We start from the raw sequence: 22,718 nt of genomic DNA on the forward strand, positions 1-22,718 counted from the left end.
ATATACAATTTACTAGAAAATAAAATTAAACCTCAGTTGAAACAACAGAATATGGACTTGTACAAGACACCCAAATATTTGGTGCATTTTTACATTCTTCAACAGAAAAATCACTAATCTTTATACGCCCTGCATATCCCCAATTCCAAGATTCACAATTCCGAACGGATCTTATACCAACAGAAATTTTCATATCAGTTAATTGTGAAACTGTATAAATACTGATCTCGTTTTTTTTGTTCCACATTGCAATATCTTCTTCTATTAATAATTGATCGTTTAATAAAATATAATATTTCATTCTCCCTTTATATTTTGGATCTTCGTAAGGAGATAATACTTTCAATTTAATATTATAAGATTTCCCAGAAACTGTTGGAACACTTTGTGACCATTGAATAAAGTCCCCTCTACTAGGATTAGATTTATCCATATAAAATTCTAATCCACTCTTGCCTTGTTCACTTTTTAACTCTATTTCCTTTTCAGGTTTCTCAATATTTCCAGCTTGAATATTATCCAGTTCGAAAGGAATTCCAGTACATTTTCCCTCTTCAAAACCGCTGACTAATCCAATTGCTATCTCGTTTAAATATTCATAACTATTAAAATCAGAATTAAAAATTGTTGAAATCTCGCTTCTAGCATTATAATCTATTCCAATCTTTGCGTTTCCTCTTAATAGATATTCCGGCATTTCAGTAACTAAACTACAATGCTCTAATAGGATTTGTTTAATCTCTTTAGCTTTTGGTGGATTAAGTACTTCAAATGCTGGCTGAATAATCCCTTCAAAAATAGGATATGTCCTTTTCCCAAAACGACTTTTTAACTTCATAAAATTATCGAAAGCCGACTGGGAAACTTTCCCTTTAACATACTCAGGGTCGATTGAACCGATAATATGACAAAATGATTGATAATGTCCGATAGACACTACAGCTATATCCCACTGACAGTTTCCTTCGCCCTCTAAAATAGGAGCATTTTCTGTTTTTTCTAAAACACGCTGAATATAAGGACTATTTGTAAAGAAATCTTCATAATCTATTTCTTTTTGTTCCAATTGATAACACAAACTATATAACGCATATTCTGCACATTTGTGACATTTTCGACACCATTTCGTGTTCGTATCACTTGTCGTTTCGCACATTAACAAGTATTTCAGCATATAAGGATATCTCTGTCCTAATACTTTAAAAGCCACTGTTTCTGAAATAAAGTAATTAAAGTTTTTAATAGCAAAACTAGTATTGAACGATGCATTTGTTCTTTGAGAAATATAGTCGTCAAATTCTGGTCTAGATCGCTTAAATCCAAACTTTCTTTCTTCTGATTTATAATAATGAGTCCAATACAGAATAAATTCATAACTATATGTTACTAAAGACAAATTATATTCTTGAATTACTGGGACAGCTGTACCTGTATACAACGCTGTATGTACATGATTAGCAGTCGCTTGATCCACTAAAGTTGCCCTAAAATCAGTATAAATTTTTTGATATTTCACACCTAATTCATTTTTCAATGGTTCTAGAATGAATTTATCCCTACGTAAATCTATTTTTTCCGTTGCGTTTTTATCCATTGGGAATACATACGATATTAATACAATGTTTTCTATACCGTATATTTCAGAAAGCATCGACAATGTAAAACTCGAGTCTTTCCCTCCACCATACAATATTCCTATTTTAGAAGAATCCTGTTGCATGTTCTTTCTATCTTCCTCTAAATTCGAAGGCTCATTTATTAGAGGAAATACCTTTACATTCGAGACCTCGTGATAGTTTATCCATGTCTCTACAATATCACAAGGTATTGCCTCTGGAAGAGTCAATACTACTTGTTCATTCACCTGTTTCAAAAGTGGAAGCATTAAAGATAAAAAACTGTTCCAATGTACTTTAGATGATGTATTCTCTATATTTATACCTTCATATCTAAAATAAAAATTATTCTTCTTAAATATTGGTACTTCTTTATTTGACTCCCACTGAAATGAAACGGTATCCTCTGCTATATCCAATGGTGCTACATAAACTGATAACATGTTAAAATCCTCCATCCGCTAGTCGATAATTATACTGAAATAATTATTTATACTGTTACATACGTTTGAAAATCTTTTGTAAAGGCGACTGTATGCCCTTGTTTTAACATATCATCATCAGTAATTTGCCAAGTATGAGTTGCTTTATTTTTGCGACGTATTACACAAAAATTATAGCTATCATTAGAGTAAATTTTGTATCCATTTTTTAGTGCTTTTTCAATAAATTTCGTGTCCTCACCAGTATTACGATCATCAAAGCCCTTCAACTTTTCAAATACTTCTTTTTTAAATACTAGTGTAGCCCCCGCAACAAAATTTGAATATCTTTCTTCACCTGCACCGATTTTTCTCTTTACTAGTGCATTATTTTCTTCAAAATGTACAAGATATGTGCTTTTCCCAATTATTGATGCATCTGTGTAATCAAAAGACATAAGCATATCCTTTAAATAATTTGGTGCATAATAATCATCATCATCCATCTTTGCAATAAATTCACCTTTAGTTTTCCCAACAGCAAAGTTAAGACATGCGCCTAAAGAATTCTTTTCATCCACTTTAAATATCCTAGTATTCCTTAGGTTTTCAAATTTCTTTTCCCATTGTTTAATATTCATATTATTATTATTTAAAATAATGATATGTTCAATGTTTTCGTAAGTTTGATTGGATAAGTTCTCATAAATATTATCCATAAATTGAGGTCTATTTGTAATAGCTACTACACTTACAAGCTTTTCTTTTTTCTTTTGATATTGTATTCCGATAATATCAAACATTTCTTCTAATCTATGACTATAAGTATGGTTTTCCATAATAAAACGCTGAGCTAACTTTGCCTCACGCTCCAATTTTAATGGGTTTTGCAACAATACCTTCAACATATTCCTTGTTTTTTCTGGCGCATCTGATATATATAAGTAATCTCCAACCTGCTCTCTAACCCCTACAGAATCCCCAGAAATCACCATTGTTTTACTCGCCAAAACTTCATATACACGGCGCGAAAACATATACTTACTATTTTGAATTGAGTTCACATTTAAGAAAACATCATAATTTTTATACGCTTCCACCATGTTATCATAACTTAAATTTCCAATAATAGAGTCTTGATATAGATCAGGCCATGTTCTATCTGTAGCTGTTTTCATCTCTACCCCATAAAACCTGTCATAAATATCTAAATCAAATTCAACTGCAGGTGCTACTACATTCTCTACATCCTTTATACGATCTGGGTGCTTATTTCCGTACCAAGAACCAGAGAACGCAACTGTTCCTAATTTACCTCTATTTTTATTAATTGGGTTGTGTATCCTAGGTTGTGCTGCAAAAGACAGAGGATATACACGATCATGTTTAGCGCAATTCTTAAAATTGTCTATATTATGCTCATCTGTAACGAAAATATAATCAAAATAACTTCCAGCCTCTTTAAATACTTCAAAGTTATCTTTTCCTTCTTTATCCCAAAATACAGTAGGAATTCCTTTTGATTTACAAAAATCAACTAATTCTCTTAGTTGAGGGTGCTTATTATTTTTATGAAGATTTGCAACCTTATAATTCCATGCACCCTTGTTACCCGCCCAAGCTGATTCTACTAATAACATTTCGGGGCTCTCTTTTTCTATAACTTCTTTCCAATTTTTTTGCGTAATAGGTAAAAGATTGGCTTCATATTTAAAACATTCATAACTAAACTCATCTAATATAACAGCAATCTTTGTATCTTTTGAAACTTGCAATTGGTTACGATGTTTTTCTACATCCTTTACATATTGGGAGAATTTATCGAGTTTATTGACTTCATTTACTTCCCCTTCTATAAACGTTAGTTTCTGTATCGGATTGCATTCTAGAATTTCTATTCCTTGAAAATCCACTGTACCTTCACCAATAAATTTCATTCCAATTCGAATTGATTCTGTATTTGGTAATAAATTAAACTTCCATTCGCTATCTAACGGAATAATCTCACTTCGAGGATTTCCTGTTTTAGGGTACATAATAATATATAAATTAACTTCTAGCTCTCCTGATTTTTCACCCTTGAAATTCACACGATACATTTTATTAGGATCCAAATCAAATAACTCATTTACTGGTCTTTTGGTAAAATTAATATTCTTTTCACCATAGGAAATATAAATGAATTTCTCTCGTTCTTGTTTTACTGTCGCAATATTTCCGGCTAATTTAATAATTTCCTTATAATCTTTACTAATAAACCATTTTTTATCTTGCAACTCTGAAATGACTAATTTAGTTTTATCAAAATCCCCCAATTTATTTAAAACAGGGTTATTTAATAATGTATTCTTTACTTGTTGAACTTCCTGTAACCTATTTTTCAATTGTGCAACTTGTAACATTACTTTTGTTCCCTTCTAAATCTATTCATGAATTCCCAATATTTTAGTGTCAATTTCCCTAACTTAGATTGACTTAAACCTTGATATTTTCTTTCTAAAACTTGGTATTGCCTCGCTAGCTTTTCATGCTTTTTTTCGATATTTGTATGTAAACCTTGTAATTGAACAAATTGTTCTAACTCTTCTTCTCGTGCATTAACTTGACTTATTAATTCATTTTTTAATTGAATACCAATTTGTAATACATTATTATTTTCTGTTTGCATTTCTTTGTTCTTTTCTTTTAAGTCTTTAATCATCTTATTTTTTCCAATAATAAGCTTTTCAAAATATTTCACTTGATCTTGTAAAACAATTATTTTAAGGCCTAATAACTCATCTTTATTTCCTGTTTCCATAACTCTAGGTTTTTCTACCTGTATTTCTGCTAACTTTGGGTTTGTTGTCTTAGTTTCTTCTACTTTCGGCTTTGTTGCCTTGCTTGTTTCTACTTTCACCTTTGTTACCTTGCTTGTTTCTACTTTCGCCTTTGTTGCCTTGCTTGTTTCTACTTTCACCTTTGTTACCTTGCTTGTTTCTACTTTCGCCTTTGTTGCCTTGCTTGTTTCTACTTTCGCCTTTGTTGCCTTGCTTGTTTCTACTTTCGCCTTTAACAACCTTGAGTTTGAGCTAACTTCTGCTTCTTTAAATTCATAACGTTTTTTCTTTCTTTTAGAAGAACGTCTGTTTTTTGCTTTTGGTTTATTGAAATCATCAACTTCTACAAATCTTTGACTCATTAAAAATCCTCCTACCCCGTTTTTCGTATATTAAGCTAATTATTTAATAACAAAAACAAATGTATAGACACCCATTTTGAGAAATAAATCATACTACTTTAAAATAGAACTAATTATCAGCTATACAATATTTTCGTAAATATTAAGGAATAATTTTTTCTCTGCTTCCCAATTATACTTCTCTCTCGCTTTAAAACTGTTCCTTTGCATTTCCTCTTTTTTTTCAGGATGATCTAGCAAATAATTTACTCCTTGAGCAATTGATACTGGGTTATGAGAATCAACACAAACTCCAATATTTTCTTTTTCAACTACACCTTGAATTTCAGGAAAACTACAAGTAACAACAGGTACACCACTCATCATATATTCAAATAATTTATTAGAAGAAGCCGAATAATGGTTAAAACAAACATTATTTAATAATTGAAACCCTAAATAAGCATTTTTCGTATAGTGAATTAGATCCTGTACTGGTACTTTTGGTATAAATTTCACTCGATCTTCTAATTTCATATCTTTCACCATTTGTTGTAATTCAGGCTTAATACGGCCATCACCAATGAACACCACAACCCCCCGTTTAAATAAAGGAACTGCTTGTACCAATTTATCAAGACCACGTCCAATTTGAATTCCACCTTGATATAAAAGGATTGGTTCATCTCGTGAAACATTTAACATTCCATGTAATTCAATTGATTTACTCAGTTCTGGACGCGAAACAAACGGATAATTATGAATGACTTTTGGATAAAACCCATATAATTCTTCTGTATACTTTGCTCTTGTATGATTTTCCATAATCATTACATCACAAAATTTAATAAAAAATTTCTCCATAATCCCATAAATATTACTGTTATATCCCGTTCTGCTCGTCTGTACTTCATGAGAATCATAAATCAACTTTTTCCTTCTCAATATTTTTGCACATATAAATCCTTGTGGTAACGTATTTAAATCGTTCGAGTGATATATATCATACTTCTTCTTTAATCCCGCTCGAACCATCCTACACAAAATTGCTCCTCTCACAAATAAAGTAGCAACCTTTCTCTGCGAAAGTAATAAAGCTAGTAATAGTAAACTAACTGTTATCATAGGAAATTTCCAAATTCCTAATACCAATAATAAGCTAAGTACAGCCATTGTAGCGATATTTTTCATCGCCACCCTTTTGACACGTTTAGCCAACCCAAATACTTTTTGTAATATCGGGACTCTATTCTTCACACGAGTTACTGTAAAGCCCTCTTGAGGCGTTTCCCATAAAGGAAGATCCTCTTTTTTCCAATCATGAATGCAAATTAAATCAACCTCATACCCAGATTCCGCCAAGGCTGTACATTCTCTTAATACACGTGCATCATTTGTGAAGTGATTCCATACAAACATGCACACTTTCTTCTGTGACATCTCTTTCCTCCAGTATTTTCAATAAAGTTTCAATATTTGTTTTCCAGCGTAATGTTCGAAATGCATATTGATATCCATTCTCTCCTAGTCGATTTCGTAACTGCTTATCCTGTGCTAACTTAATAATATAAGCGCCTAGTTCAGCAGCTGTTCTATCTTCAGTAACAAAACCACACTGAGCTTCTTCAATAACCTCTTTTGCATAACCAGCAACATCTGCAACAATCGGTTTTCTCATACTCATATAATCCATTACTTTCCCTGGGAGAACCTTTTTAAATACATCTTTTTCTACTAAACTCACATATGCTATATCTGCATTAACAATTTCAGCAAGGGTATCTTCACGGTTTTTTGGATCAATCAATTGTATATTTGGAAGTTGCTTTGCTTTAATACTCTCTCCAAGTTCTCTCTTTTGATAACCATATCCAATAATCTTAAATGTAATATTCTTATACTCTTTCAAATGCTCTGCAATCAAAATTAATTTTTCTATATCTTGCGCTAATCCTATATTCCCTGTATAAATCACAGTTAATTGATCACTATTGTTCTTCTTTGGAACAGTAGATAATTCTTTTTCCGTTAAAGAATTAGGCATAAATGAAATACGATTAGGGGCAATACCTGTAGAGGAAATATAAGAATAAAACCCTTTACTATTAATAATAATGTTATCGGCAGCATGATAGATTTTATACTCTAATTTATAAGCAAATTTTAATATCCATTTTTCGTTAAAAAAACCTATTCCTATTAGGGATTCCGGCCATAAATCCCTTACATCTACAATTAATTTCGCCTTCATTTTTCGTTTCGCAAACATCCCTGCTACAGGAATAAAGATGGATGGTGTGGAAACAAATATATAATCATATTTCTCTTTATCTTTACATATGGCCAAAATTAGCCTAAAGGCAACTTCTATGTACAACATCAACCTTCGAAAAAGGTTTCTTGTATATTTTCGCGTTTTCGGATGGATACGTACTATATCTTTTTCTATATTTTCATCATACCAATAACTCGAATCTTTGTATAAATTACGATTTGGATAACTAGGATCAGAAGTTAATATCTTTACATCATAACCTCGCTCATTTAATTCCAAGTATATATTTTTCATCCTATTAGAGGCGCTACCAATTTCCGGATAAAAATTTTGTGTTACCATTAAAATTTTTTTCATACTAAATTAATCTCCGCTCACTTATGATGTTAGTATTACTTAAACAATCATCGTTATTTAAATCTTAAAATTAAATATTCTCAAAAAAAATCTAAATGTAAGATTTACACATATCTAAGAATACTATGAAACTTTCATGAATTAAATACCTTTCCTAAAATCCATAAATTCACATTTAATAATAATATTATGGTTTACCTAAAAAATCGCATATAATAATTATATAAAACAACAAAAAGTACCCATGCAAAACAAAATACACTCTCATGTTTTGCATAGGTACTTTTTAATTTTATTTTAAAGCACGACGTGGTAATCTATCGATATTCTCTAACATAATACCTGTACCAACCGCAACGCAGTGCATTGGGTTTTCAGCAATTAATACTGGTACTTTTAGTTCTTCTGCTAGGAGCATGTCAATGCCGTGTAGTAAAGCTCCACCGCCTGTTAGAATGACACCGCGGTCGATGATGTCCGCTGATAATTCTGGTGGTGTGCGCTCTAGTACGCCTTTTGCAGCTTGTACAATAACAGCTGCATTTTCTTTTAATGCTTCTGTAATTTCTTCTGAGCATACTGTAATTGTGCGTGGTAAACCTGTTACCATGTCACGTCCGCGAATTTCAAGTTCTTCGCTACGTGCACCTGGGAATACTGTACCAACTTTAATTTTAATATCTTCTGAAGTACGTTCTCCGATTAATAGCTTATACTTACGTTTAATGTAGTTTAAGATCTCCATATCAAACTTATCGCCAGCCATTTTGATAGAGGAAGAGGTAACAATATCACCCATAGATAGTACAGCGATATCCGTTGTACCTCCACCAATATCAACAACCATGTTACCGCTTGGTTGGAAGATTTCCATACCAGCACCAACTGCGGCTACTTTTGGTTCTTCTTCTAAAAATACTGTTTTACCACCTGAACGTTCAGCAGCCTCACGAATTGCTTTTTGTTCTACTGATGTGATATTTGTTGGACAACAAATTAAAATGCGAGGTTTTGAAAAGAAGCTCTTTACGTCCAATTTGTTAATGAAATACTTTAACATTGCTTCTGTAATTTCGAAATCTGCGATTACACCATCTTTTAGTGGACGAATGGCTACAATATTACCAGGCGTACGTCCCACCATACTTCTTGCTTCTTCACCTACTGCTAATACTTTACCTGTGTTACGATCAATAGCAACAACAGATGGCTCATTTAATACAATACCCTTACCTTTAACATGGATTAATACGTTAGCCGTACCTAGGTCAATTCCGATATCTCGCGCAAACATTCCCGTTTTTTCCTCCTCGATATTCAAAATCAGGTTACACCCGAATTCTTTTACACCTAATTTCTGATTTTATCATAAATTTAACAGAAACGTAATATTCGCAAAAAGAATTCTTCTGAAAAATATTACCGAATTGAAACGGAATGTTTGCGATTGCATGTTTATTGACGTACCGGCTTTTCTACATCTTCTTTTCTATACTTTTGTTTTGTTGCTTCTCCGCCTCTTAAATGACGAATAGACTTATGATAATCAAGAATTTCTTTCACTTCATTTGCGAGCTCTGGATTAATTTCTGGTAGACGTTCCGTTAAATCTTTATGGACTGTACTCTTTGATACCCCAAATTCCTTTGCAATGACACGCACTGTCTTTCTTGTCTCCACGATATACTTACCAATCTTGATAGTTCTCTCTTTGATGTAATCGTGCACACCACTCGCCTCCCTAAATTGGATGTGAGAAGGGTGAAATGAGCCTCGCTGCATACGACTAAGAAGTAAGTGTGAGTGCTGTTTGTAAGCGTTAAACATTCTTGGATTTATAATGAAATGATTCACGATTTCTCACCTCAAACACTCTCTTTGCTTTGGTTTATACCATTGTATTGCCCGCACTACTGATATATGCTACATGTTCACTATTTTTGCGGACTAAGTTAAGAAAAATTACGTTTTTTTGTGAGAAATACGTTAACAGTGACTATTTTGGCGAAAAAAATGACACCTTGTATATAAGGTGTCATTCTTCTCGTTCCAATTCTTCTTCTAACAATTGATGGTGGGGAACCTCTTTCTTACCGGCAATATAATAATATAAGGTGAATAAAACAAACAATAAAATAATAGCAGTCGACAGAACAAACAAAAATGACACAGTATCCCCTCCCTTTTGTAATATATATTCGAGAATCTCGTCATTTTTCCTTGTTATTGCAACTTTTTTCTCGAAATTGAGTATTTTTATATAAAAATAAAAAAATCAGCTCTCTAGTGAGAACTGATTTTTTCACTTTCTTATTCTTGTGAAGAAGAACTATTAGATGATTCTGTAGAACCATTTGTTGATTTTTCTTCTTTCTTCGGTTCTTCTTTTTTGTCACTAGTTGAACCGCTTGTTGATTTCTCTTCTTTTTGAGACTTATCTTCTGTTTTACTTTCTGGTGTCGCGCTCGTTGACTTTTCTTCTTTTTGAGATTTGTCATCAGCTTTTTTACCAGAAGCGTTCGTTGCCTTTGCAGCACCTGCATCAGCTTTAATTTCTGCTACTGACTTATTTAAGTAGCGCTCAGGGTTCACAGCCACATTGTCTTTACGTACTTCAAAGTGAACGTGAGAACCTGCTTCTTTATTCATTGCACTTAGACCGGATTTTCCTAATACTTCACCTTGTACAACTCGTGCACCTTTTTCTACTTTTACACTGCCTAAGCTTTGATAAGAAGCTGCTACACCATTTCCGCTATCAACTGTTACAACATAACCAAGAAGTGAATCTTTTTCAGCTTTCGTTACTGTACCACTTAAAGCAGCTGTGACATTGAATTCTTTTCCATTCTTCGCAGCAATGTCAATTCCTTTGTTCGGGGAATATGTGTTGTTATAAAAGACAAGTGCTTTTTCTTGTTCCGCCTCAGTTGCTGCATCTTCATAGAACTTCTTCTGTACAACTACTTCCGCACTCGCGGCAGCTGGCATTTTCACTACTTCTGAAGACTTCGTTACTGGTACTGCTGGATCTTCCGTTTGTGTATACGGCGTTGCTTGATCTTGGTTCGGAGTCTTCTTCGGATTAGCTCCTTGGAACCATAGTGCAACCATTAAAATTACCGCTGCACAAGCAATGTATAGTGCCGGAAATACCCATCTTTTTTGAAATAAATGTACTACCTTTTGCGACTTTTTATTATTTCTTCCTCGCATTCCATCATCACCTCAGCAATCATTTTGAACAATATTCACGCATCCTATACAACCTATAACTAATTACTTTTCGACAAAATCTGTAAAAATATGTATAGGAATTGTAAAATTTCCGAGGAAATGATAGAAAAAAGAAAAAACTGAGCGTTTTGGCTCAGTTTTTAATCTAATTGTTTCTTTTTATACACGATTAAACATGCAATAAGTGAAATAATAAGCCAAGCTCCAACATTTATCATATGGCCACTAATACTACTAAATCCTGCACCCTCTACTAAGCTTTTAATTGCCTTTTCGAGATGAGATGTTGGAAGATAACTAATCATTGTCTTAATTACTTTATTTTCAACCATTGGCTCAAATTGTACAGCTAAATACATCGTCATTAATATTGGCATTCCAATTAGTGATGTTTGTGGGACAGACTCAGCTAGTAATCCAATCATCGTTCCAATTAAAGTAAATAGAATTGTTCCACATAAGAAAACAAATGCTAGTAATAAGAAATTTCCACTTAATTCATCCAAAATGAATAAGTTTACAATAGAAATACCTAACGTTAAACATACTGTTAATATACTTTTCCCAAAAAGAACTTCAACAGATGAAGCTGGTGATAGCATTAACACACGTAACGTATGCTTTTCTTTCTCTTCTGCAATTACCATTGATTGAACAAACCCTGCAACAAATAGAAAGGCCATTAAAGTAATAATGCCAACCCCTGCACTCCCTTGTCCAAACCTGCTATATATAAATGCAAATATAATTGGTAAAGATGCCATTAGCAGCACTTGTGAATTCGTCTTAAAATCTTGTACTTCTTTTCTAAAAATAGCTGATACGCGTCTCATTGAAAATGTCATTATAATCCCCTCCCAGTAACTTCAATAAAGATATCGCCTAGCGTTGGTTCGTGTGAGTGAATGGATAGTAATTCACCTTTTTTCATCCATTCTGAAATACGTTTTGCACCTAATTCATCTTTTTGCACGACTTCTTTTTGCTTATCTTTTAATACAACTTGTATTTGATCTTTCGCGTATTGTAAGCGAAGGTTCTCCGGTGTATCAAGCGCTACAATTTCTCCGCCGCATAGAAAGGCAATGCGGTTACAAAGCGTCTCTGCTTCTTCCATATTGTGCGTCGTTAAAAAAATTGTCGTTCCTTCTTTATTTAAATCTTTTAAGACTTTATGAATGTTTTGTACGTTAACTGGATCGAGTGCAGATGTTGGTTCGTCTAAGAAGAGGATATCCGGTTTATGAAGGATTGCTCTAGCTAATGTGACGCGCTGCTTCATTCCTTTTGATAATTTCTTTACTAATGTTTTTTTATCATCTAATAGATTCACTTGTGCTAGCACTTCATCGATTCGTTCTTTTTTGCAATCGTATAAGTCACAAAATAATAGTAAGTTATCATAAATGCTAAGTCTCTCATATAAACCGCTGTTGTCTGTTAAAATACCAATTCGTTTATAATCGATGCTGCTTGGCCCTGTAATATCTTTCCCTAATACTTTTACCGTTCCAACGCTATGAAGTAATTGAGAAGTTAATATTTTTACTGTCGTCGTTTTCCCAGATCCACTCGGTCCGAGGAATCCAAAAATTTCTCCTTGCTTCACTTCAATATTTACATTTCGAAGTGCTGTTTTTTCGTTGAAACTTTTCATTACATCTTTCATTTCAATTGCCAATGTCATCTCGTCATCCCCTTTGTTTTTTTTCTTTTATAGATGAAAGTCGCTTTAGCGCTTTTCGTTTGTTTGTTTCGCTTTTCTTGACTCAATCATATGAAAAACAAAGGGGTTACGCAGTAAAATACCGGTAAAAGGAGTATTTTTACTGGTGAATGAATCATATTTTGAGCTTATTGGAGCGAATTTTATAGCCCAATTACACCTTTTAACTCATCCATTCGTCCTTTCGAAAGCGGAATTGAACTTTTTCTTTCGTCATCCAAAATTAAACTAAAGCTATTACGAGTCCAAGTAATCACTTCTCGTACTCTTTGTAAATTCACAAGGTACGAGCGATGACATCTAAAGAAACCAAAACCTGTTAATCTTACTTCTAGTTCACTTAATGTTAATGCGCATACGAAATCCCCTTCACGAACATGAATATGTGTCACTCCGTTTTGCGTTTCAATGAAATGGATTTCCATTGGGTCTAATAAAATGATTTTATCGTTTACTTTCGCTGGTATTCTTTCTAACTTCATTTGCGGAATCATTTGAATGACTTTTTCTTCATCGACTTCTTCTGCTTCTTCTCGTTCGATTTCTATTTTTTTCACACCATCATTGTTTAATATGTATACATCTTCTGTTAACGAAAGGGCATCCGATAGAAATGATGACGTAATAAAAATTGCCTTTCCTTGCTCTTTCATTTTCATAATCGCTTTTCGAATAATAATCGTACTCTCTGTATCTACATTTTGCTCTGGTTCTTCCAAAATAACTAAGTCCGGATTATGAATCATAACTCGCCCAATATGAAGACGACGTTTCTCTGAAAATGATAGTTTTTCTATTTTAACGTTTAATTTATCTAGGAGACCGACAGATTGTACTACTTCTTCCGTACTCATATTTGATTCATAAAGCCGTATTAAGAACTTGAAGTATTCCTTTACCTTCAAACGATCATATGCCTCATCTTTCAAAAAACAAAAACCGATGCGGGAATAATTTTTCTTTCCAATCACTTCATCTTCAAATAGCACATTGCCAGTTGAAGCTTCTTCCTCACCAATAATAATGCGGTGCAAAATTTTTGCTGTATGGTTATTACACTGCAAAACAACACATTGTCCCTTCTCAACCTTCAGTTCAACTGCCGGTAACTGGTTCGTCTTACCTAATTGTTTCAACTCCAGTAACGCCATTTTGTCTCCCCCAAATACTTTTTATCCTATTATATCAAACAATTAATGGAAAATTATGATATTTTAAACAAAAAGCAGGTGCCAGGAGACCCTGACACCTACTTCTTCACCATCAATTTTCCTTCATAATCATTCATCGTCTTTATTTCAACGCCTTTGTAGTAATGAGCGACGATATCTGTATATTTCTTGCCTTCTGCTGCCATGCCGTTCGCTCCGTATTGGCTCATGCCAACGCCGTGGCCAAAGCCTTTCGTCGTAACAACGATTTTATCTCCTTCTTGTTTCCACGTGAAATCAGAGGAGCGTAAATCTAATTTGTCACGCACATCTCTTCCGGTTAATGTTTTCCCTTGAAATGCTACATCTTTTACACGTTTTCCTTCCGTACGTCCTTTAATGTCGCCAACTTTTCCGTCTGCTAACACTTTCACACCGAGACGTTTTTGAAAGTCAGCTACTGTAAAGGTTTGCTCGCTCGTAAATTTCGGAGAAGCTTGATCCCACGGACTATCTACACTCTTTAAGTACGGATAATCATTTCCCCAATAATCAGCCGCATTTTCTGTCCGGCCATTACTCGTTGAGAAGAATGATGCTGAGATTGGTTTTCCCTCATACGTTAAAACTTGTCCTGCGGTTTTCGAAACGGCTTCCTCGATTTTCTTCAAATTATTTTCGTAGTTATTGCCCCATTGTTTTTTCAATTCTTCTTTGCTTTTGTACACTTGATCTTTCACCGTATCTGTCACGTCCGCATTGTTTTTCTTTCCTCCGCTTAGCATACGCTGGACTACAAATGTTCTCGCTGCTAATGCCTGCGCCTTTAGCGCCTCTATTTCAAAACTGGCATTCATCTCAGAAGCTACTACACCGGTCACATACTCCTCCATAGGTAATGACTCTACCTTTTTCTGTTTCTCGCGATATACAGCAACTTGAACCGCTGTATCCACTTTCCCTGGAGCTGGTATACTTTCTATCGCTGGAGGAGTGTTAGAAGCTGCTTTTTCCTCTACTTTTGCTTTCGCAAACGGAATCACAAGAGCAGCAGGTACAATGATAACGAGCGCTATGAGAAGCGCTACTGTAATAAAAAGTGGCTTTGAAAATTTCATCTTATTTCCCCCAATATGAAAAAGCTTTACTCCATTCATTCTTATGGAACAACTCTTTCTTTTAGAACATACTTAAGGGGAACCATATAAAACAAAAATTTTCTAAATATTTTTACTGGTACGTGCATAAGTATAGAATTTCTTGACTATAACAGTAATAAGCCCAAAAAAATAGCCTCTACGTCAAAAGACGTAGAGACTATTTCAATTAAGCGTGAAGATCAGAAACTTCTTGTTCTTTCACTTCTTCTACTTTTTCGTTTACACGTTCAATAGTTGCACCTAATGCAGCTAATTTCTTATGGAAATCTACATAACCACGGTCAAGATGCTTTAACTCAGTTACACGAGTATAACCTTCTGATACTAAACCAGCTAAGATTAATGCAGCAGCAGCACGTAAATCAGTTGCGCCTACTTCAGCACCTTGTAAGCTGTTTGGACCGTTCATAATAACAGAACGACCTTCGATTTTAATATCAGCATTCATACGACGGAATTCTTCAACGTGCATAAAGCGGTTTTCAAATACCGTTTCTGTAATCATACTTGTTCCTTCAGCTTGTAGTAATAATGCCATCATTTGTGATTGCATGTCTGTTGGGAAACCTGGGTGAGGCATAGTTTTAATATCAACCGCTTTTAACTTATCTGGGCCGATAACACGTACACCTTCATTTTCCTCAATAATTTTAACACCCATTTCTTCCATTTTCGCTGTAATTGAGCGTAAATGTTCAGGTACAGCATTTTCAATTAAGATGTCTCCACCAGTAATTGCCGCTGCAACCATGAATGTTCCCGCTTCAATACGGTCAGGAATAATAGAGTGGTTTGCACCATATAATTTATCAACGCCTTCGATACGAATCGTTCCAGTTCCAGCTCCGCGTACTTTCGCTCCCATCGCATTTAAGAAGTTAGCTAAGTCAACGATTTCTGGTTCTTTCGCTGCGTTTTCAAGGATTGTTGTCCCTTTTGCTAATGTAGCTGCAGACATAATGTTTTCTGTCGCGCCCACGCTTGGGAAGTCTAAATAAATTTTAGCTCCTTTTAGTTCTCCCTCAACGTATGCCTCAACAAAACCGTTACCAACCTGTACTTTTGCTCCCATTGCTTCGAAGCCTTTTAAATGTTGGTCAATTGGACGTGAACCAATTGCACATCCACCAGGAAGTGCAATACGAGCACGACCGTTACGTGCTAATAATGGTCCCATTACTTGAACAGATGCACGCATTTTACGTACATATTCAAATGGTGCTTCAATGTTTAGCTCTTTAGATGCATCGATTGTTACTTTGTTATTTTCAAATACGACTTCAGCATTTAAATGACGTAATACCTCATTAATTGTGTATACATCAGACAAAACTGGTACTTCAGATAGTACATTCTTTCCATCACTCGCTAATAGGGCTGCAGCGATTATAGGTAATACAGCATTTTTTGCGCCCTCAACACGCACTGTGCCGTTTAACCGCTTTCCGCCACGGACGATGATCTTTTCCAAATTATTCCCCTCCGTGTCCTTTTTTCAGTATCTATTCACTCAATACTCAGAAGTTATGATCGGTGTGCCAACCACAATTGTATCTTTGTTGTTTGTAGAACGTATTGCTATTTGCACATTTATTTTCTCTCTATTTGTTGAAAGAGCGTCATCCCACTTTTTATTGTATGCGGAGACTGACACAAATGCTCTTTCTTCTATCTGTTCGATCGCTCTTGCTGAAAGATCTTTCAAAACCTGATTGGTTTTATTTTGCAAAACACCTTCAATCTTATCATTCAGTACACCTTGAACACAAGTGTAAATTATAGGTTTTTCACTAAAAATTTTATTCGTTTTCTGAATATACTTCGGGTCCCATTTTGCCCCGCTTACTTCAAAGATAATGAAAGTGTTTTCTTTAGTATTTTCCTTACTCCAAGTTACTACTACTCGTTCTTCATAGGAAGAAAATTTTTTATAGGATGTAGCTTTATATCCATCTGGAGATTGCTCTAATTCCCACTTTTGAATATTCGCCTTCTCCTTCACATCGTTTAACAACTTTTGAAACGTATGTATATTAGAAATTGTTTTTGTTTCTCGTGCTAACCATGACCATTTCTCTACTTTCGCATCATTTTTCTCTACAGCTGCGATCATGTTCTCCATCTTCTGTTCATCGCTTATCGGTTTCATCTCTCTATATCCAACCAAAAATAAAACAACACTAAGTGCAACAATAAGAATGGCTTTAAGCTTCAATTTCATCCCCTCCTATCCCCATTGTTAACGGAGATATGAGGTTCTATACACTTACTTTACTAAATACGTTAAACTCTTTGAATAGCCTAAATAATCAAGGAAAAAGTTACTTACAGATGTCCCAATTGCAATTGTAATTAAAATGAGTAATACTCTCGTCTGCATCACCTTTCCAGGCTTCATTAAACGCTCAATGTGAATACCTTGTAAGGCCCACCACGTAATGGTAATAAACAATAAATGCGAAACGATGGCAATCAGTGCTTGTTGCCCTAAAAGATGTGCCAAAAAACCGACCCCTTTTTACCTAGCTACTACTTACGAAATCTTATAAAAACGATACCATAATAAGTAGGAGCCACACTTTTTCAAATACAAATAAGCATCTTACATGTTACATCGTAATTTTTCTCTTTAAAAGCGTATACTTATATGCATTTTCAATTGTAATTCACAAAAAATAAAAAGCGCAGAGTAACGACTCCACACCTTTTATTTTCACTATTGTACCACGTTCCCTAAGAAGAAGAAATCTTTCATTAATGGAAAATATTCATAAAAGAAATTGTATCCAATCATCGGCATAATCCCTAGTATTACAATCGAAATTGCACAAAGGCTCATCACAACCTTTATATTGAGTGGCAAACGAATTTTCTCTTCTACTTCTCCCGTACGGAAAAACATTTGCTGTAAAATACGGAAATAATATACGAATGAAATGACTGTCGTCCCCATCATAATAGAAGCTAGTACGTAATGAGCTGGCTCTACGTGAAGTGCACCTAAAAAGATGTTAATTTTCCCAATGAAACCAGCTGTTCCCGGTATCCCCGCTAGCGATAAAATAAAAATCGTCATCACGATTGCCGTAAATGGCGACCTTTTATATAATCCGGTGAAAATGGTCATATTTTCTTTGTCGCTTTGTAAGATTAAGCCGTGGATGATTGCAAACGCGCCTATATTCATAAGCATATACGCAAGCATGTAAAACCACATGCTATCCATCGTAAATGGTGATAATGCTACAAGCGGTACGAGTAAATATCCTGCATGCGCGATTCCTGAATAAGCAAATAAGCGTTTTACGTTATATTGCTTTAATGCGACTACATTTCCAATAATCATCGTAATACTAGCTAGCACAGCGATGTATATGCTCATACGTCCGTATAAAGATTGCATGTCTCCTTGCACCGATACACTTGCAAAAACCATGAGGAACAGACGAATAATGAGTAAGAACCCAGCAATTTTAGAAATCGTTCCAAGAAAAGCAGTAACAGGTGTAGCCGCTCCCTCATACACATCAGGCGCCCACATATGAAACGGCACTGTAGCAATTTTGAATGAGAGCCCAACGAGTAATAGTAGAAATGCAAGAGCTAGCAATAATTGAATGCCACCAGCCAGTTCCCCAGCAAATACCTTTTGCATATCCACAATATTAGTTGATCCTGTAATGCCGTATAAATAACTCATTCCAAAGAGCGTAATTGCCGTTCCAATTCCTCCATTAATGACATATTTCATTGCTGCCTCATTTGATGCACGGTTCTTTTTTCGTATTCCTACTAAAATGTAGGAAGAAAGTGAAAGCAATTCTAAACCGACGAAAAGTGTAATGAAATCAACGCTAGAAGCCATAAACATAGCCCCAAGAAGCGCCATTAAAAATAAGTAATAATATTCTCCCTTATCTTCAATTGGATTTTTCTTATCATCGCTCATTGCGGTGCACAAAATGAGGGCCGCCCCGCCTAACAACAACGTTTTAAATCCTTTTGAAAATCCATCTAACACAAACGATCCATTTAAAATATCTCCCGCTGGTTCGCTATATAGCGTAATTAGTGACACGATTGCTAATACGACCGCCGCGATTGCACCAAGCGCTACGTATCTATGGTTCAGCTTAAAAAACAAATCACATATGGAAAGAAGGATGGCAGCCCCGAGAATGATGAATTCTGGCACCATGAGATGCCATGATAAGCTAAGTAACGTATTCATATCCATCCTACTTCACCCCCAATGTTTTCAATGTATTTTGAAGCGGGTCCCCTAGTATTTCTGGCATTACGCCAATTGCAATAATGCAGAAGATAAGTAGCAAGATAGGAACATACTCCCATCCGTGTATATCAGCTTTCGCTTCCCACTCTTTCTTACCAAATGTTACTTGAAGGGTTGCTCTTAATACGTATACAGCGGTTAAAATGATGCCAAGTACTCCAGCCGCAGCAATGACTGGCTCCCCTTGGAATAAACCGAGAAAGGCAAGAAACTCGCTAACAAATCCAGACATTCCCGGCAATCCAAGCGATGCCATTCCTCCCGCTAAGAAGAAACCGCTAAGTACGGGTACACTTTTTGCAAGTCCGCCAAGCGCCGTAATATCCGACGTTCCAAAACGCTGTTCTATAACACCAAGTAAGAAAAAGAGTAAGGCTGCAATTAAGCCATGCGACACAACTTGGAATAGCGCCCCTTGTGTACCTGGTGCATTTAACGCTGCAAGGCCCATTAATACAATACCCATATGCGAAATACTAGAGTAAGCAAGCACCTTCCGAAAGTCTGTTTGAATGAGCGCTAAGAAGGCTCCGTACAATAAATTGATAACTCCTAAAATCGCAATGAGCGTTGCAAACTCGCGAAAGTATTCCGGGAATAGCCCCTGCCCGAAGCGAATGATACCGTATGCTCCAATCTTCAGTAAAACACCTGCATGAAGCATCACTACAGCCGGATGCGCTTCAATATGTACATTGACCATCCAGCGATGTAACGGGAAAACGGGTAATTTAATTGCGAAAGCAATCATTATGCTAAGAAACAAGCCGAACTGTAAACTATTTGGGACAGCCATTCCTCCGCCAGCACCTACACTCGCTAATATTTCTTTCAGTTCTGTAATATTTGTTGTACCTGTTTTCGCAAATAAAACCGAGAAAACGATAAGCAAAATAGCGGAGCCAATACCGTTATATATTAAATAACTATAAGCAGCCTTTTCACTCGACAATTTCCCCCACTTCCCAATTAATAAAAACATCGGTGGCAATGTAATTTCAAAGAAGATAAAGAACAACATTAAATTTTGAGCAGCGAAGACGCCGAGCATCCCTATTTCTAACATGAGTAACAGCATATAAAATGCTTTCAAATTTCTTTTAATCGTAAATGCCGCAATTGCTGCAAGCATCGCTAGAAGGGCCGTCAGTACCATCATAACGAGCGATAAACCATCAATACCAAGCTCGTAATAAATGGAAAACCACCTTTTATCCACCGCTGCAAAATCCCCGAATTTAATCCATTTCACTTTTTCATCAAATAGAGACAAACTCTTTCCGGAAGCATATGTACAAGCGAGGACGATAGCCATTCCAAATGGAAGCACCGTTCCAAATAAACCGAGCGCTCGCACTGTACGCGATTCTTTTTTCGGTGTTAATGTAAGTAAGAGAATTCCTAAAAGCGGGGAAAAAATGAAGAACGTTAATAACAAATCATTCATCGTAAATCCCCTCCCGTATAGAGCAAAATAATGAAGAGTACTGCAAGTGAAACAGCTGTTACAGTCCCGTACACTTGTACATTTCCGTTTTGGAGTCTAGAGCCGACTCCGCTCATCCCTTTAACTAAACTCCCTATTAAAACGGCAATTCCTTCGACTACATACACTTCAAATAAGCGAAGCACATGAGCGATTCCTTTCGTAATAGGAAGCACCGTCATATTGTATAGTTCATCCACATAATATTTTTCTTTCAAAATTTTATAAAGAGGTGCTTCCTCGCCACCAGCCCAATCTCTAGCAATAGATTTCTTGCCATATATGAAATATGCAAGAGCAATCCCAGCCAAAGAAACGAGCGTCGCAACAATCATAATCCAAACTGGGCCGTGTGCCTCTTGCACTTTAAATGCTACATCTTTCGTAAGCCAATCCCCGAGAAACGTTCCAAACCACGGTGTATTTATATAACCTGCCACAACTGCAAGGACGCCAAGGACAATCATCGGATACGTCATAATGCGAGGCGATTCATGCACATCTTCCTTCGTCTTCGCTTCCCCCGTAAAGACGAGAAAGTATAGGCGGAACATGTAGAACGCTGTTAGGAATGCTGCAATTATCGCTAAGACGAATAAAACATAATTGCCGTTCATCCAAGCTGCCGCTAAAATTTCATCTTTACTAAAGAAACCGGAAAGGAGCGGCACACCACTTATTGCAAGGGTACCGATTAAAAATAGCGCAGCAGTTACTTTCATCTTCTTCTGTAAGCCGCCCATTTTATTAATATTTTGCGTATGCACGGCATGAATGACACTTCCTGCCGCCAAAAATAGCAACGCTTTAAAAAAGGCGTGTGTCGTTAAATGAAACACACCAGCTACATAACCGGCAGATCCTAATGCAAGCATCATATACCCGAGCTGACTAACTGTAGAATAAGCAAGTACTCTCTTTATATCCGTTTGTACAAGACCGATGGAAGCTGCAAAGATTGCAGTAAAGGCGCCAACAATTGCTACCGTTTGCATCGCCACCGCACTTGCTGAAAATAGCGGAAACATCGTTGCCACTAAATATACGCCAGCTGCGACCATCGTCGCCGCATGAATAAGTGCCGAAACAGGCGTCGGCCCTTCCATCGCATCCGGTAACCACGTATGAAGCGGGAACTGACCTGATTTCCCCATTGCACCAATAAAAATTAATATCGCTGTTATTGTAATCATCGTAGGGGTAAGATCCCCAGTATGAATCGCTCTAAAAATTGCATCATATTCAAAACTACCTGCATGCCAGAAAATTAAGATCATCCCAATAAATAAACCGACATCGCCAATACGTGTCATAATAAAAGCTTTTTTCGCAGCAGCCTTCGCTTCTTCTTTAAAGAAATAAAAACCGATGAGTAAGAACGAACCAAGGCCGACTAACTCCCAAAATATATAAAGCTGTAATAAATTCGGTGATATAACAAGCCCGAGCATCGCAAATGTAAAGAGTCCTAAATAGGCATAAAAGGTCGGTAATCTTTCCTCACCTTTCATATAACCTTTCGAATACATGTGTACAAGTAAACTCACAAGTGTAACGATAAACAACATTAAAGCCCCTAATGCTGTCACTTCAAAGCCAAATGATATATCAATGTCTCCAGCTCTAAGCCATACCCACTTATGCTTCACTGGTACTGTCGTAAATCTTTCTATTAATACAAGTACCGCACATATAAAGGAGAGAAAGACGAAGAAAATACTAAGTACACTGCTTCCTTCTCTAATTTTCTTCCCGAATATAATTAATAACAAAAACGAAACAAGCGGGAAAAGCGGTATGAGCCATGCATAATCGATCATTGTTTCCTTCCCCC

19 protein-coding genes are annotated in these 22,718 nt (G+C 35.7%); all 19 read right to left on the reverse strand.

Translation table 11 applies throughout. The features are described from left to right. Positions 1 to 25 precede the first annotated feature (25 nt). The gene (locus tag MR147_RS13640; protein ID WP_074606541.1) at positions 26 to 2,059 is read right to left on the reverse strand and encodes a hypothetical protein; all 2,034 of its coding nucleotides are present in this window, start codon (positions 2,057 to 2,059) and stop codon (positions 26 to 28) included. Positions 2,060 to 2,106: 47 nt separating this feature from the next. After that, positions 2,107 to 4,440 (reverse strand): glycosyltransferase, encoded by a 2,334-nt coding sequence (locus MR147_RS13645; RefSeq protein WP_080493688.1) that lies wholly within the window; start codon positions 4,438 to 4,440, stop codon positions 2,107 to 2,109. Beyond that, positions 4,440 to 5,219: a hypothetical protein gene (locus MR147_RS13650; protein WP_242304410.1), complete on the reverse strand. Its 780-nt coding sequence runs from the start codon at positions 5,217 to 5,219 to the stop codon at positions 4,440 to 4,442. Before MR147_RS13650 ends, MR147_RS13645 begins: the two co-directional genes overlap by 1 nt. 120 nt (positions 5,220 to 5,339) lie before the next feature. After that, a complete protein-coding gene (locus MR147_RS13655; protein WP_074608125.1) occupies positions 5,340 to 6,638 on the reverse strand; it encodes a glycosyltransferase in 1,299 nt (432 codons plus the stop codon). Next, a complete protein-coding gene (locus tag MR147_RS13660) occupies positions 6,589 to 7,830 on the reverse strand; it encodes a glycosyltransferase family 4 protein (RefSeq protein WP_074608123.1) in 1,242 nt (413 codons plus the stop codon). Before MR147_RS13660 ends, MR147_RS13655 begins: the two co-directional genes overlap by 50 nt. A gap of 292 nt (positions 7,831 to 8,122) precedes the next feature. After that, positions 8,123 to 9,124 carry a rod shape-determining protein gene (mreB, locus tag MR147_RS13665; protein WP_048557352.1) on the reverse strand — a complete coding sequence of 334 codons (1,002 nt, stop codon included), beginning with the start codon at positions 9,122 to 9,124 and terminating at the stop codon, positions 8,123 to 8,125. A gap of 161 nt (positions 9,125 to 9,285) precedes the next feature. Next, the gene (gene spoIIID / locus MR147_RS13670) at positions 9,286 to 9,558 is read right to left on the reverse strand and encodes a sporulation transcriptional regulator SpoIIID (protein ID WP_000544012.1); all 273 of its coding nucleotides are present in this window, start codon (positions 9,556 to 9,558) and stop codon (positions 9,286 to 9,288) included. Between the two features lie 307 nt (positions 9,559 to 9,865). Beyond that, on the reverse strand, positions 9,866 to 10,000 hold the full coding sequence (locus MR147_RS13675) for a hypothetical protein (RefSeq protein ID WP_000008903.1): 135 nt from the start codon (positions 9,998 to 10,000) through the stop codon (positions 9,866 to 9,868). Between the two features lie 140 nt (positions 10,001 to 10,140). Continuing rightward, the gene (locus MR147_RS13680; protein ID WP_074608121.1) at positions 10,141 to 11,046 is read right to left on the reverse strand and encodes a stage II sporulation protein SpoIIQ; all 906 of its coding nucleotides are present in this window, start codon (positions 11,044 to 11,046) and stop codon (positions 10,141 to 10,143) included. Between the two features lie 161 nt (positions 11,047 to 11,207). Continuing rightward, positions 11,208 to 11,912, reverse strand: a complete 705-nt coding sequence (locus MR147_RS13685) for an ABC transporter permease (protein ID WP_074608119.1) — start codon at positions 11,910 to 11,912, stop codon at positions 11,208 to 11,210. After that, positions 11,912 to 12,754 (reverse strand): ABC transporter ATP-binding protein, encoded by an 843-nt coding sequence (locus MR147_RS13690; protein WP_000170842.1) that lies wholly within the window; start codon positions 12,752 to 12,754, stop codon positions 11,912 to 11,914. The genes MR147_RS13685 and MR147_RS13690 overlap by 1 nt, the downstream gene beginning before the upstream one ends. Before the next feature lie 182 nt (positions 12,755 to 12,936). After that, positions 12,937 to 13,944, reverse strand: coding sequence for a LytTR family transcriptional regulator DNA-binding domain-containing protein (locus tag MR147_RS13695; RefSeq protein WP_074608117.1), 1,008 nt, complete (start codon positions 13,942 to 13,944; stop codon positions 12,937 to 12,939). A gap of 98 nt (positions 13,945 to 14,042) precedes the next feature. After that, positions 14,043 to 15,062 (reverse strand): stage II sporulation protein D, encoded by a 1,020-nt coding sequence (gene spoIID / locus MR147_RS13700; RefSeq protein WP_074608115.1) that lies wholly within the window; start codon positions 15,060 to 15,062, stop codon positions 14,043 to 14,045. A 208-nt stretch (positions 15,063 to 15,270) separates the two neighbouring features. Beyond that, entirely contained in the window at positions 15,271 to 16,575 is a 1,305-nt protein-coding gene (gene murA / locus MR147_RS13705) for a UDP-N-acetylglucosamine 1-carboxyvinyltransferase (RefSeq protein ID WP_074608113.1), read from the reverse strand. A 39-nt stretch (positions 16,576 to 16,614) separates the two neighbouring features. Continuing rightward, complete coding sequence (locus tag MR147_RS13710; RefSeq protein ID WP_396022890.1) at positions 16,615 to 17,319, reverse strand: YwmB family TATA-box binding protein; 705 nt, start codon at positions 17,317 to 17,319, stop codon at positions 16,615 to 16,617. A gap of 51 nt (positions 17,320 to 17,370) precedes the next feature. Further along, positions 17,371 to 17,607: a DUF1146 family protein gene (locus tag MR147_RS13715; RefSeq protein WP_000940742.1), complete on the reverse strand. Its 237-nt coding sequence runs from the start codon at positions 17,605 to 17,607 to the stop codon at positions 17,371 to 17,373. Between the two features lie 213 nt (positions 17,608 to 17,820). Continuing rightward, positions 17,821 to 19,335: an NADH-quinone oxidoreductase subunit NuoN gene (nuoN, locus tag MR147_RS13720; RefSeq protein WP_396022892.1), complete on the reverse strand. Its 1,515-nt coding sequence runs from the start codon at positions 19,333 to 19,335 to the stop codon at positions 17,821 to 17,823. Between the two features lie 7 nt (positions 19,336 to 19,342). After that, complete coding sequence (locus MR147_RS13725) at positions 19,343 to 20,845, reverse strand: NADH-quinone oxidoreductase subunit M (protein WP_074608107.1); 1,503 nt, start codon at positions 20,843 to 20,845, stop codon at positions 19,343 to 19,345. Beyond that, positions 20,842 to 22,704, reverse strand: a complete 1,863-nt coding sequence (nuoL, locus tag MR147_RS13730; protein WP_074608105.1) for an NADH-quinone oxidoreductase subunit L — start codon at positions 22,702 to 22,704, stop codon at positions 20,842 to 20,844. The genes MR147_RS13725 and nuoL overlap by 4 nt, the downstream gene beginning before the upstream one ends. Positions 22,705 to 22,718: the final 14 nt, after the last annotated feature.

Source organism: Bacillus cereus group sp. BfR-BA-01350 (genome assembly GCF_022663775.1).
In the GTDB taxonomy this organism is placed as follows: domain Bacteria; phylum Bacillota; class Bacilli; order Bacillales; family Bacillaceae_G; genus Bacillus_A; species Bacillus_A paranthracis.

Bases quoted from the DNA above. Each gene is read 5' to 3' on its own strand.
- nuoL (WP_074608105.1), bottom strand. From the start codon at position 22,704: ATGATCGATTATGCATGGCTCATACCGCTTTTCCCGCTTGTTTCGTTT.
- MR147_RS13690 (WP_000170842.1), bottom strand. From the start codon at position 12,754: ATGACATTGGCAATTGAAATGAAAGATGTAATGAAAAGTTTCAACGAA.
- nuoN (WP_396022892.1), bottom strand. From the start codon at position 19,335: ATGAATACGTTACTTAGCTTATCATGGCATCTCATGGTGCCAGAATTC.
- MR147_RS13695 (WP_074608117.1), bottom strand. From the start codon at position 13,944: ATGGCGTTACTGGAGTTGAAACAATTAGGTAAGACGAACCAGTTACCG.
- MR147_RS13680 (WP_074608121.1), bottom strand. From the start codon at position 11,046: ATGCGAGGAAGAAATAATAAAAAGTCGCAAAAGGTAGTACATTTATTT.
- MR147_RS13650 (WP_242304410.1), bottom strand. From the start codon at position 5,219: ATGAGTCAAAGATTTGTAGAAGTTGATGATTTCAATAAACCAAAAGCA.
- MR147_RS13655 (WP_074608125.1), bottom strand. From the start codon at position 6,638: ATGTCACAGAAGAAAGTGTGCATGTTTGTATGGAATCACTTCACAAAT.
- mreB (WP_048557352.1), bottom strand. From the start codon at position 9,124: ATGTTTGCGCGAGATATCGGAATTGACCTAGGTACGGCTAACGTATTA.
- MR147_RS13645 (WP_080493688.1), bottom strand. From the start codon at position 4,440: ATGTTACAAGTTGCACAATTGAAAAATAGGTTACAGGAAGTTCAACAA.
- MR147_RS13685 (WP_074608119.1), bottom strand. From the start codon at position 11,912: ATGACATTTTCAATGAGACGCGTATCAGCTATTTTTAGAAAAGAAGTA.
- spoIID (WP_074608115.1), bottom strand. From the start codon at position 15,062: ATGAAATTTTCAAAGCCACTTTTTATTACAGTAGCGCTTCTCATAGCG.
- MR147_RS13640 (WP_074606541.1), bottom strand. From the start codon at position 2,059: ATGTTATCAGTTTATGTAGCACCATTGGATATAGCAGAGGATACCGTT.
- MR147_RS13660 (WP_074608123.1), bottom strand. From the start codon at position 7,830: ATGAAAAAAATTTTAATGGTAACACAAAATTTTTATCCGGAAATTGGT.
- MR147_RS13725 (WP_074608107.1), bottom strand. From the start codon at position 20,845: ATGAATGATTTGTTATTAACGTTCTTCATTTTTTCCCCGCTTTTAGGA.